Origin of the sequence: Streptococcus oralis (assembly GCF_965111685.1) — a bacterium.
Taxonomy (GTDB): Bacteria; Bacillota; Bacilli; order Lactobacillales; family Streptococcaceae; genus Streptococcus; species Streptococcus oralis_B.
Window position 1 is genome coordinate 1,053,099 of the sequence record NZ_OZ217340.1, and the last position, 12,704, is coordinate 1,065,802.

At 40.2% G+C, this 12,704-nt stretch carries 13 protein-coding genes; 4 read left to right on the top strand and 9 right to left on the bottom strand.

The genetic code is table 11. The features are described from left to right. Nucleotides 1-287 precede the first annotated feature (287 nt). Entirely contained in the window at nt 288-2,006 is a 1,719-nt protein-coding gene (locus ACLV7H_RS05500) for a phospho-sugar mutase (protein WP_411866590.1), read from the top strand. A gap of 111 nt (nt 2,007-2,117) precedes the next feature. After that, the gene (locus tag ACLV7H_RS05505; protein WP_411866591.1) at nt 2,118-2,465 is read left to right on the top strand and encodes a thioredoxin; all 348 of its coding nucleotides are present in this window, start codon (nt 2,118-2,120) and stop codon (nt 2,463-2,465) included. Between the two features lie 32 nt (nt 2,466-2,497). Here the strand turns inward: ACLV7H_RS05505 and ACLV7H_RS05510 are convergent, their stop codons facing one another. The 9 genes from ACLV7H_RS05510 to ACLV7H_RS05550 form a co-directional block, all read right to left on the bottom strand. Beyond that, the gene (locus ACLV7H_RS05510; RefSeq protein ID WP_411866592.1) at nt 2,498-3,277 is read right to left on the bottom strand and encodes a potassium channel family protein; all 780 of its coding nucleotides are present in this window, start codon (nt 3,275-3,277) and stop codon (nt 2,498-2,500) included. Nucleotides 3,278-3,362: 85 nt separating this feature from the next. Next, nucleotides 3,363-4,172, bottom strand: a complete 810-nt coding sequence (locus tag ACLV7H_RS05515) for an MBL fold metallo-hydrolase (RefSeq protein WP_001289486.1) — start codon at nt 4,170-4,172, stop codon at nt 3,363-3,365. 1 nt (nt 4,173) lies between these two features. Then, complete coding sequence (vicK, locus tag ACLV7H_RS05520; RefSeq protein WP_045591275.1) at nt 4,174-5,523, bottom strand: cell wall metabolism sensor histidine kinase VicK; 1,350 nt, start codon at nt 5,521-5,523, stop codon at nt 4,174-4,176. Continuing rightward, entirely contained in the window at nt 5,516-6,223 is a 708-nt protein-coding gene (gene yycF / locus ACLV7H_RS05525) for a response regulator YycF (RefSeq protein WP_045591274.1), read from the bottom strand. The genes vicK and yycF overlap by 8 nt, the downstream gene beginning before the upstream one ends. A gap of 75 nt (nt 6,224-6,298) precedes the next feature. Next, complete coding sequence (gene mutY / locus ACLV7H_RS05530; RefSeq protein WP_045591272.1) at nt 6,299-7,459, bottom strand: A/G-specific adenine glycosylase; 1,161 nt, start codon at nt 7,457-7,459, stop codon at nt 6,299-6,301. Between the two features lie 82 nt (nt 7,460-7,541). Next, the gene (gene pta, locus ACLV7H_RS05535) at nt 7,542-8,516 is read right to left on the bottom strand and encodes a phosphate acetyltransferase (RefSeq protein ID WP_411866593.1); all 975 of its coding nucleotides are present in this window, start codon (nt 8,514-8,516) and stop codon (nt 7,542-7,544) included. Nucleotides 8,517-8,559: 43 nt separating this feature from the next. Next, nucleotides 8,560-9,456: an RluA family pseudouridine synthase gene (locus tag ACLV7H_RS05540; protein WP_411866594.1), complete on the bottom strand. Its 897-nt coding sequence runs from the start codon at nt 9,454-9,456 to the stop codon at nt 8,560-8,562. Further along, entirely contained in the window at nt 9,453-10,271 is an 819-nt protein-coding gene (locus ACLV7H_RS05545) for an NAD kinase (protein WP_045591267.1), read from the bottom strand. Before ACLV7H_RS05545 ends, ACLV7H_RS05540 begins: the two co-directional genes overlap by 4 nt. Next, entirely contained in the window at nt 10,255-10,926 is a 672-nt protein-coding gene (locus ACLV7H_RS05550) for a GTP pyrophosphokinase family protein (RefSeq protein ID WP_411866595.1), read from the bottom strand. Before ACLV7H_RS05550 ends, ACLV7H_RS05545 begins: the two co-directional genes overlap by 17 nt. 129 nt (nt 10,927-11,055) lie before the next feature. On the opposite strand from ACLV7H_RS05550, the gene ACLV7H_RS05555 reads away from it, so the two are divergent. Continuing rightward, nucleotides 11,056-11,625: a CYTH domain-containing protein gene (locus ACLV7H_RS05555; protein WP_411866596.1), complete on the top strand. Its 570-nt coding sequence runs from the start codon at nt 11,056-11,058 to the stop codon at nt 11,623-11,625. 111 nt (nt 11,626-11,736) lie between these two features. Then, nucleotides 11,737-12,696, top strand: a complete 960-nt coding sequence (locus ACLV7H_RS05560) for a ribose-phosphate diphosphokinase (protein ID WP_001283843.1) — start codon at nt 11,737-11,739, stop codon at nt 12,694-12,696. Nucleotides 12,697-12,704: the final 8 nt, after the last annotated feature.

Genomic DNA, 12,704 nt, shown 5'->3' on the forward strand with positions numbered 1-12,704 from the left:
TTAATTTTATATATTAAAGGATTTTTTATAAAAATAATTGAATATAACATTATTTTTGATTTTTTCTTCAACAAACCTACAAAATGAATTATAAACTTTCATGTTATAAAGAACCTAATAATTAGTTTTCATCGCTAACTTAGTATAAGTAAGCACAGTACTCACCATTTAACCGCAAAAAAGCAAAAGTAAATTTCCTACATTTTAAGTTATGCTAACGTTTTACTAAAATGTCAAATCGTGATATAATGAATGCGATTAAAGCAAATAAACAAAGGAGACACTCTATGACTTACCAAGAAAATTATCAAAAATGGGTTGATTTTGCTGACCTTCCAGACTACCTTCGTCAAGATTTGGAAAATATGGACGAAAAAACTAAGGAAGATGCCTTTTATACCAATCTTGAATTTGGTACTGCTGGTATGCGTGGTTTGATCGGTGCTGGTACAAATCGTATCAATATCTATGTTGTTCGTCAGGCAACTGAAGGTTTGGCTCGTTTGATTGAGTCAAAAGGTGGAAATGAAAAAGAACGTGGTGTGGCAATTGCCTACGATAGCCGTCACTTCTCACCAGAATTTGCCTTTGAATCTGCTGCAGTTCTTGCCAAACACGGTATCAAATCTTACGTATTCGAAAGCCTCCGTCCAACTCCTGAACTTTCATTCGCTGTTCGTCACCTCAACTGTTTCGCAGGTATCATGATTACTGCTAGCCACAACCCAGCTCCATTTAATGGTTACAAGGTTTACGGTGAAGACGGTGGACAAATGCCCCCGCACGATGCGGACGCTTTGACTACTTATATCCGTGGAATAGAAAATCCATTCGCTGTGGAAGTTGCTGATGTGGACGCTGAAAAAGCTTCTGGCTTGATTGAAGTTATTGGCGAAGCTGTCGATGTGGAATACCTTAAAGAAGTCAAAGACGTAAACATCAACCCAGCCTTGATTGAAGAGTTTGGTAAAGACATGAAGATTGTCTACACACCACTTCATGGTACTGGTGAAATGTTGGCTCGCCGTGCTCTTGCACAAGCAGGATTTGACTCAGTTCAAGTCGTTGAAGCTCAAGCAACTCCAGACCCAGACTTCTCAACTGTTAAATCTCCAAACCCAGAAAACCAAGCAGCCTTTGCACTTGCTGAAGAACTTGGTCGTCAAGTTGGTGCAGACGTTCTTGTGGCAACTGACCCAGACGCTGACCGTGTTGGTGTTGAAGTTCTTCAAAAAGATGGTAGCTACCTCAACCTTTCAGGTAACCAAATCGGTGCTATCATGGCTAAATACATCTTGGAAGCCCACAAAAATGCTGGTACTCTTCCTGAAAATGCTGCTCTCTGCAAATCCATCGTATCAACTGACTTGGTAACAAAGATTGCTGAAAGCTACGGCGCAACCATGTTCAACGTTTTGACTGGTTTCAAATTCATCGCAGAGAAAATCCAAGAATTCGAAGAAAAACACAACCACACCTACATGATGGGATTTGAAGAAAGCTTCGGTTACTTGATTAAACCATTCGTACGTGATAAAGATGCTATTCAAGCTGTTCTTGTCGTTGCTGAACTTGCTGCCTACTATCGTTCACGTGGTTTAACACTTGCTGACGGTATCGAAGAAATCTACAAAGAATACGGCTACTACGCTGAAAAGACTATCTCTGTTACTCTTTCTGGTGTTGATGGTGCTGAACAAATCAAAGCGATTATGGCTAAATTCCGTAACAATGCTCCGAAAGAATGGAATGCAACAACTATCACTGTCGTAGAAGACTTCAAGGCTCAAACTGCTACTGCTGCTGACGGTACTGTTACAAACTTAACAACTCCTCCAAGTGATGTGTTGAAATATACACTTGCTGACGGTTCATGGATTGCAGTTCGCCCTTCAGGTACCGAACCAAAAATCAAGTTCTACATTGCAGTTGTGGGTGAAAGCAACGAAGATTCACAAGCTAAAATTGCCAACATCGAAGCAGAAATCAATGCGTTTGTAAAATAAAAATCTATAAAAGATGAGACCAACCAATCTCATCTTTTTTTCGTATCAAATCTAAGCATTTTTAGAAACTTTATGGCATACTAGACTTATCAATGAAAGCGAGGTAATCTCATGGAACAATTTTTAGATAATATCAAAGATCTTGAAGTCACTACAGTTGCGCGTGCACAAGAAGCACTCGATAATAAAGAAACTGCAACCTTCTTCATTGGTCGCAAAACTTGCCCCTACTGTCGTAAATTTGCAGGTACATTGGCAGGTGTCGTAGCTGAAACCAAAGCCCACATTTACTTCATCAACAGTGAAGAACCAAGCCAACTCAATGAATTGCAAGAATTCCGTTCACGCTATGGAATCCCAACCGTACCAGGATTTGTTCACATTGCAGATGGCCAAACCAATGTCCGTTGCGACTCTTCTATGTCAGCACAAGAAATCAAGGACTTTGCTGGATTGTAAAAAAACCACTCGTTGAGTGGTTTTTTATATGGTCAATAGGACGTTTTTTCAAGCAAGTCTTGTATCATTCCATGCAGTTCTTCTATCTTCTCAGATTGTTTCTCAAGTAGTATTCTCTGACTGGATAATTCATCTTGTAGTTTATCGAGTTTTATCTGTTCATCTGGATTCTCCTTTACAAAAAAGTTTGTCAAGGCACTTGTTAACATCCCTATTGTGCCAATACCAACAAGCATTAGTAAAACAGCTAACCACTTCCCAAAAATCGACGCAGGAATAATATCTCCATAACCAACAGTCGTTACCGTTACAAGCGCCCACCAAAGACTATCTGAGAAAGATTTTTCTTCAACAACAGATAAAATTGAACTGCCTACCAGTACAATAAAGGAATTGAGATAGAAAATATAAAGTAAGCCATTTGTTCGTAAGAGTTTTCCAACCTTCTTTTCCAACTTGCCAGTCAATTCAACGACTCTTAAAAGACGAGTTAGTTTCAGTAATTTTGTCAGCCTTGCTAAGCGGAAGATACGCCCTAGCCGAAATACTGTAAAAATAGCATTTAAAGGAAGGATAGCTAACAAGTCGAAGATATTTTCAAGTATAAATCTCCATTTTTCTTTACTTGAAAAGAACCGCCAACCATAATCTACCACAAAAACAAACCAAATCAGTAAATCAATAATACTGTAGGGTGGATTATCCAAATCAATCATCTCAGCAAATCCAAGCAAAACAAGGACAAAAGATATCAATGCAAGTATGATAATTGTTGTGTCATAGTAATCCTTTAATAACCATGCTCTCTTCACACTGCTACTCCTTTAGTTTTTTTACCATTATACCACACTAAAACCCTGATAAAATACAAAACAAAAGAAGGCACTCGCCTTCTTTTTATATATCTGTTAATGGAGTTGCGGTATCTGGTGAGGTATCATAAACCTTAAAGTCTACTCCGACTCCCAGATCAGCTTGTGCTAGCTGGTTGACCATAGTCATATGAGCCAGCTCCTTAATATTGTTCTCTTTGGACAAGTGGCCAAGGTAGATTTTCTTGGTTCGATTTCCCATTGCGCGAATCATGGCTTCAGCTCCGTCCTCATTAGAGAGATGCCCGAGATCAGATAGGATACGCTGTTTGAGTCGCCAAGCATAAGATCCTGCTCGTAAGATTTCCACGTCGTGGTTAGATTCGATGAGATAACCGTCAGCATTCTCAACAATTCCTGCCATACGATCACTAACATAACCTGTGTCAGTCAACATGACAAAACTCTTATCATCCTTCATAAAGCGATAAAACTGGGGTGCTGCGGCATCATGACTAACCCCAAAACTCTCAATATCGATATCGCCAAAAGTTTTGGTTTTTCCCATTTCAAAAATGTGCTTCTGCGATGAATCCACCTTACCGAGATACTTGCTATTTTCCATAGCCTGCCAGGTTTTTTCATTGGCGTAAAGGTCCATACCATATTTGCGAGCCAACACACCGACTCCATGGATATGGTCTGAATGCTCATGCGTAATCAGAATCGCATCTAGATCTTCAGGTTTGCGATTGATTTCAGCTAGCAGGCTAGTAATTTTTTTACCAGACAAGCCTGCATCTATTAGAATTTTCTTTTTTGGGGTTTCCAGATAAAAGGAATTTCCACTAGAACCTGATGCTAAAATACTGTATTTAAAACCTATTTCACTCATTTTAGTCTTCTATTTCGTCCTCCCATATTTCTTCTTTTACGGCATCCTTATCATAAGGGAGCACGATGGTAAAGGTTGAACCCTTACCATATTCACTTTTGGCCCAAATAAAGCCATTGTGTTGTTTAATGATTTCTTTTGCGATGGCTAGACCTAGACCAGTTCCACCTTGAGCCCGGCTTCTTGCACGATCCACACGGTAGAAACGGTCAAAAATCTTAGGCAAATCTTGCTTTGGAATACCTAAACCTTGGTCTTTGATGGATAAAACCATCTGGTCATCAGTGGTCTTCATGCTGACAGTAATTTTGCCACCATCTGGTGAGTACTTGATGGCATTATTGAGAATATTATCAACCACCTGAGTCATTTTATCGGTATCAATCTCGATCCAAACTGAATTGATTGGGTAATCTCTAACAAGTTCATATTTTTTCTCGTCATCCTGGCTTCTCATCTTATCAAAGCGGTTGAGAATAAAGGTGATAAAGGCTGTAAAATTAATCAATTCCACATCTAGCTGACTTGTCGCATTATCAATACGAGAGAGATGTAAGAGATCTGTCACCATCCGCATCATACGGTTGGTTTCATCAAGCGAAACCTTGATAAAATCAGGAGCAACAGGATCATACAATGCTCCCTCGTCCAAGGCTTCGAGATAAGACTTGACACTGGTCAAAGGAGTCCGCAACTCATGACTCACGTTCGAAACAAAGAGTCTTCGCTCACGCTCTTCCTTCTCCTGCTCGGTCGTATCATGTAAAACGGCAACCAAACCAGAGATGAAACCTGACTCACGACGAACCAGAGCAAAACGTACACGAAGGCTTAGGTATTCACCATTTACATCCTGGGAGTCAATCGTCAACTCAGGAATCTGTGTAATCAGATCACGTAGCTCATACTCATCTTCTATCTTGAGTAATTCGAGGATGCTTTTATTCAGAACATCTTCTTTCTGCACACCGAGCTGTTTCTTGGCCATATCGTTGATCATAGTAATCTGGCCACGGCGATTGGTCGCAAGAACGCCATCTGTCATGTAAGAAAGAATACTGTTCAATCGTTTACTCTCTTGTTCCAGATTTTCTTGGGTCAAACGAATTACTTCTGATAAATCGTTCAGATTATTGGTGATATTGGTGATTTCTGTACTTCCTTGCAAGTCCAAAACTTGAGAATAATCACCTGCAATCAAGTCCTTAACCTTTTGATTTATCTCCTTCAGACGGATATTATCCCGACGATTTTCCAGTAAGAGCAAGGTCACCACCAGGATAAAACCAAGTAAAATCAAGATAAAGATAAAATCGCTGGTCAGAATAGTTTGTCTAATATCTTCAATCATTATTTCTCATATAGTATCCAACACCACGACGTGTGAGAATGTACTCTGGACGACTTGGAGTGTCTTCTATTTTCTCACGCAAGCGTCTAATGGTCACGTCCACTGTACGAACATCACCAAAATAGTCATAACCCCATACAGTCTCAAGCAAGTGTTCACGCGTAATCACTTGACCAATATGAGATGCCAAGTGATACAAGAGTTCAAACTCACGGTGGGTTAAATCTAATTCCTCACCATATTTCTTTGCCACGTAAGCATCTGGGACAATTTCCAAATCACCAATCTGAAGTGGCTGGGATTTCTTCTCGTCAGACTCTTGACTATCAACTGAAACTAGGTTGGTACGACGAAGCAGGGCTTTAACACGTGCTTGCAACTCACGGTTTGAGAAAGGTTTTGTAACATAATCATCTGCACCTAATTCTAAACCAATAACCTTGTCAAACTCGCTATCCTTAGCTGATAGCATGATAATCGGAACGCTACTAGTCTTACGAATAGCTTTAGCAACTTCTAAACCATCAATTTCAGGTAGCATCAAGTCGAGGATAATAATATCTGGTTGCTCTGCTTCAAATAGCTCGATTGCCTCACGACCATTGAAGGCTGTAACAACTTCATAACCTTCCTTGGCCATATTAAACTTAATAATATCTGAGATTGGTTTCTCATCATCTACAATTAATATTTTTTTCATTTTATCACCTTTTCTCTATCTATTATAACAAAAAAATGCACAGAAGGCACAAATGGCTACTGTAAGCCTTCATCTTCAAGAGTTGTTTTTAAAAGCCTGCCAAATTTTTTGTTGAGGTTTCGCAAGTGGATAATCAGAAAACTCCTGAGGAGAAACCCAACGAATTTCTCTGTCCGAAAACTGTTTTGTTTCCGTCACTTGACCAGCTTGGATTTGAATATGCCATTTCCGATGACTAAATACATGCTTGACTTGGTCAAATACTTGCTGGGACCAATTCACTTCTAAATCATAATCCTGCTCAAAGTTTTCTTGAGGGCTTGGTCCAAATGCTCTGCTTTCCTCTTTGACTTGTGAGAAGAGATCTAGTGGATTATCATCGCTAGAGAAATCGTCAACCTCAATCAGTGGGAAGTGCCAAAAACCGGCTAACAGTTTCTCACTTTCATTTTTCTCAAGTAGGTATTGCCCTCGATCATTGCACACAACCAAAGCCTTCAGATAAATAGAAAGAGGCTTTTTCTTGGGTTCTTTGATCGGATATCGATCCATTGTTCCATTCTGATAGGATGCGCTAAATTCCTTAACAGGACTTTCTTCTGGTCGAGGGTTAACCGGAGACTCTATATCAGAGCCTAAATCCATCAGAGCTTGGTTAAAGTCTCCTGGTCGTTTCGGGTCAATCAAGATTTCCATAATAGCTTGGAAAATCTTGCGATTGCTGGGAACTCCAATATCATAATTCACCTCAAACAAGCGCGCTAAAACTCGCATGACATTGCCATCGACCGCAGGCTCGGGTAAATTAAAAGCGATACTGGAAATTGCACCCGCAGTATAGGGCCCAATCCCTTTCAAACTAGAAATTTCTTCGTAAGTGTTTGGAAATGTCCCTTCAAAGTCAGTCATAATCTGCTGAGCAGCAACTTGCATATTGCGTACTCGAGAATAATAACCCAAACCTTCCCAAGCCTTCAGCAGACGCTCTTCAGGGGCATTCGCCAGACTTTCAACAGTTGGAAACCAGTCCAAGAATCGTTTGTAGTATGGAATAACTGTATCCACCCTGGTTTGCTGGAGCATGATTTCAGATACCCAGATGTGATAAGGATTTTTACTTCTCCGCCAAGGTAGATTTCGCTTGTTTTCATCATACCAGTTGAGGAGTTTCTCACGAAAAGAAATGATCTTCTCCTCCGGCCACATGACGATACCGTATTTTTTCAAATCTAACATATATCTAGTATAACATAGAAGCTTATAGCTGTCCTTTTCTCAGTACTAAAAATCCTCTTCCCATGGGAAAGAGGACTAAATCTTATTGATGAACTGCTTGAGCTGCAGTAATTAGGGTAAGATTATATACATCATCTGAGCTACATCCACGTGAAAGGTCATTAACTGGCTTATTCAAACCTTGTAAAACAGGACCTACAGCCGAGAAACCACCGAGACGTTCTGCAATCTTGTAACCGATATTTCCAGCTTCTATACTTGGGAAGATGAATACAGTTGCTTTTCCAGCTACTTTACTTCCTGGAGCTTTCAAAGCTGCCGTTTCGGGGTGGAAGGCCGCATCAAATTGCAATTCCCCATCTATTTCAAGATCTGGACGTAGTTCGTGCGCACGTTGTGTAGCTGCTACTACCTTATCAACGTTCTCACCAAAACCAGAACCTTTACTTGAATAGCTCAACATAGCAATTTTGGGTTCGATACCAAACATTTTCGCAGTGATTGCTGAGTTAATAGCAATTTCAGCTAAGTCATCAGCATCAGGATTAATGTTGATCGCACAGTCTCCGAAAAGATAACGTTCTGAACCACGAGTCATCAAGAAGGCACCTGAAGTACGAGTAACATTAGGACGAGTTTTAATGATTTGAAGGGCTGGACGAACTGTTGCAGCAGTTGAGTGAAGTGCACCTGAAACCATACCGTCAACCAAGCCCATATATACTAGCATTACACCAAAGTAGTTAACGTCTTCACGCAAGAGTCTACCAGCTTCTTCTTCTGATATCTTACCGTTACGACGTTCAACGAGCGCAGCAACCATTTCGTCAAACTTAGCGTAGTGGTAAGGGTCGATAACTTCGTAACCTTCAGTGATCCCTTCGATTTCAAGGTAGATTTTAATTTTTTCAGGTTTACCAAGCAATACTGGTATGACATCTGTTTCTTTAACCAAACGTTTTGTCGCTTGAAGGATACGAGGTTCTTTCCCTTCAGGGAGAACGATGCGTACATTTTTACCAACCAGGTTGGCTTTGAGACTTTCAAAAACTTCCATGAGTTTTCTCCTTTAATAAAATAAATTATACTCCAAATAGTTTTTAAAGAGTATTAGTTGATAACTGAGTAATAAGATTGCTGAAATCATCCGGTAAGGGGCTTTCTAGCTGCAAATCGTGTTCTAGAAAAGGATGATAAAAAGATAAATAATGACAATGCAGAGCCTGACGTTGAATACCGTCATCCAGACTACCACCATACAAATCGTCTCCCAACAAAGGAAAGCCAATATGGGAAAAATGCACTCGTATCTGATGAGTTCGTCCAGTATGCAGGCGAATATCGACTAGGTGAATATTTCCATAAGACGCTACAACTTTGTAAGACGTATGAGCGTATTTCCCACCTTTGGCAACCCGTCTCGTGATAATGGAGTCCACATCACGCGCAATTGGTGCGATAATCTCCCCTTCTGGCTCCAAGACACCAGCTCCTTTAACTAAAGCAAAGTAACGTTTTTCGATAGACTTTCGTTGCAACTGCTTATCTAAACGTGCATGAGCGTAGCCGTGCTTGGCAAAGAGCATCAAACCAGATGTATCTCTATCAAGCCTAGTTACGATGTGAACTTGCTGGTTCTCATAATTTTGCTTGACATAGTAGCCCTTTATAAAATTAGCAATGGTATTGGAATGATTGACACTTGGGATGGATGCTACTCCATAAGGCTTATTTAAAACCAGAAAATGGTCATCCTCATAGAGAATATCCAGTGGACGATCAATTGCTTCAAGGCTCTCAAACCCTTCCTCTGCAGGGATATCAATGGTCACCCTGTATCCAATATCTAAGAGATAAGTCGCATTTTGAGGTTGGCCATTGACCAGAATAGCCCCGCCTCGAAACTTAATCTTAGCCAAAAGTCCCTTAGAAACCTCATGTTTCTTGAGGAAAGTTTTAACTTTGACGTGCTCATCTGCGGTAAATTCGAACCTCATTCATCCACCTCGCCGATGAAAGCATCTCTGACACGGTTCCAGAAACTAGTGTGGCTTGGTGTCGCTACGAAGTGAATCTTGTGATGGTCGATTTGATACTCAATCCGTTCAATATTACGGAATGAATAGACGCTGTTATCGACTGATATCGTGTGGTAATCATTGCGTGTCGGCAAGAGTTCAATCTTATCTTTTTTTGGAATAATGATTGACGATCCCAAAGTGCGATAGACTCGGTTGTTAAGACTCGCTATTTCCGTCAACTGCAAGGCTTCAATGGTCGGATGCAAGACAGCTCCACCCAAGGACTTGTTATAAGCAGTACTTCCCGTTGGCGTTGAAACAGTCACTCCATCTCCTCGAAATATCTCAAACGGAACGTGGTTAATGATGATATCTGCCACCATAGTGCGGTCTGATCGACGGATACTCGCTTCATTTAAGGCTCGGAAGATTTTCACTTCTCCATTTTCAAGCGTTACCTTAACATTCAGAACAGGATAGGAAACTTTGGCACCAGTATCTAGCAGTAGATTGGTCACCAACTGATCCAACTCAAAATCACGATAATCTGTGTAGAATCCCAAATGCCCTGTATGAACACCTACAAATCGAACCTTGTCTAACTGATTCTCATACTTGTGGAAAGCGGACAAAAGCATCCCATCGCCACCAATCGAAATGACGATATCGGGATTGGTATCGTTCAGTATAAAATGTTGTTTCTTTAGTTTTTCCCTCAGTTCATGCAAAACTTTCTGACTCTGTGGTTTTCTATTTGCTATGAGGTCAACTCGTTTACCTGTATTCTTCATCTGTATCGTCACTATTTCCTACACCGTCATTTAATTTTCTGCTCAATGGATCAAAGAGAGCCTGCGCTTCCTGAATATCGTCACGAATCTTACCCATTTCTTCATCCAGTTGATAGGCTATTTTCGCTGTAATTTCCAGTCTTTTCCTGATTTCTTCTGGAAAATCGCCCTGGTATTTATAATTGAGCGAGTGTTCAATCGTAGCCCAGAAATTCATGGCTAAAGTCCGTATTTGAATTTCCGCCAAAATCGTCTTCGCTCCGTTGATCGTATCAACCGTGTACTCGACAACCACGTGATAAGAACGATAACCCGAAGCCTTACGATGAGTGATATAATCTCGTTCCTGAACGATTCTCATATCTTGGCGTTTACGTAGAATCTCAACTACTTCTTTAACGTCATCAACAAACTGAACCATAACACGTAAACCAGCAATGTCTTGCAGATCATGTTCTAGACTTGCATAAGTAATTCCTCGACGAGCCATCTTTTCTTTAATACTTTCAATCGGTTTGACACGACCCGTTACAAACTCAATCGGAGAATGCTTGCTTTGCTTACGATACTGTTTGCGAATTCCCCGAAGTTTGATCTTCAACTCACCTACAGCCTGAATGTAAGGATCTAAAAATTCTTCCCATTCTATGGTCATACTTTCTCCCTTGTAATGTTTGATTGCTCTATCGAAAATCTTTGATTTTTTCACTACAATCTTATACAATAAATACATTGTACATTATACCATAAATCCGCTTTCAAAGATAAAGAAAAGGTTGAAAAAATGAAACATTTAGAAATTGAACTGAAAACACTACTGAAAAAAGAGGAATATGATCATCTAAAAAAACAGTTTTCCCATATCCAACCTGTCCTTCAGAAAAACTACTACATTGATACACCAGATTTCCAATTGCGTGAAAAGAAGGTTGCCATGCGCATTCGCACCTTTTCAGATTGGGCAGAATTGACCTTGAAAGTACCTCAAACTGTAGGAAATATGGAATACAACCAGAAACTAACTCTTCAAAAAGCTGAATCATACCTAGAAAAACAAAAACTACCTCAAGGGCTCGTTCTAGAGAAGCTCGCTAAGATTGGCATCGAAAACCATGATTGGCTTGTTCTAGGCTGTCTTTCAACTCTACGTTATGAAACGAAAACTGAAATTGGCTTAATGTCCTTAGATGAAAGTCACTACTTTGACCAGACGGACTATGAACTGGAGCTTGAAGTCACTGACCATGAAAAAGGGAAAGCCGATTATCAAAGATTTTTAGATGAAAATCAGATAACTTATCATAAAGCTCCATCAAAATTAATTCGTTTTATTAAAAGCATGAAAAAAAGCTGAAATAATCTCCTTTTTTTGGTAAAATAGAAAAGATAAAAATAAAAGAATCTGGCTTTGAAAAACAAAACTTTCTCAAAGAAGATTCACAAAGTTTACAGAGGACGGTCTATAATGTCAGATAGAAACAACATGAAACTTTTCACCCTAAACTCTAACCATGAAATCGCTCAAAAGATTGCGGATACAGTTGGTGTACCTCTCGGGAAGTTATCCTCTCGACAATTTTCTGACGGCGAAATCCAGGTCAACATTGAAGAAAGTGTCCGTGGTTACGATGTCTACATCATCCAGTCAACCAGCTACCCAGTTAGCAACCACTTGATGGAGTTGTTGATCATGGTTGACGCTTGTGTACGTGCAAGTGCTCATAGTATCAACGTTGTCCTTCCTTACTTTGGTTATGCGCGTCAGGATCGTATCGCTTCTTCTCGCGAACCCCTCACTGCAAAACTGGTTGCCAATATGCTTGTCAAAGCTGGTGTAAGCCGTGTTCTAACGCTTGACCTCCACGCTGTTCAGGTCCAAGGTTTCTTTGATATTCCTGTAGATAATCTTTATACTGTTCCTCTATTTGCTAAGCACTACTGTGATAAAGGACTTCTTGGCTCTGATGTTGTTGTTGTTAGTCCAAAGAACTCTGGTGTTAAACGTGCACGTAGTTTGGCTGAATACCTTGATGCTCCTATCGCTATCATTGACTACGCCCAAGACGATTCTGATCGTAACGAAGGCTATATCATTGGGGATGTTGAAGGCAAGAAGGCTATCTTGATTGACGATATCCTAAATACTGGTCGTACTTTCTCTGAAGCAGCCAAAATCGTTGAACGTGAAGGCGCAACTGAGATTTATGCAGTATCCAGTCACGGTTTATTTGTTGAAGGTGCAGCAGACCTCCTTGATGCTACAAACATCAAAGAAATCCTAGTTACAGACTCAGTAGCGACCAAAGAAAGAACTCCAGAAAATGTATGCTACATTACTGCTAGCGAATTAATCGGAGATGCTATCGTCCGCATCCATGAAAGAAAACCAGTCAGCCCACTCTTTGCTTACAACAAAAAGAAATAAGGTGATTC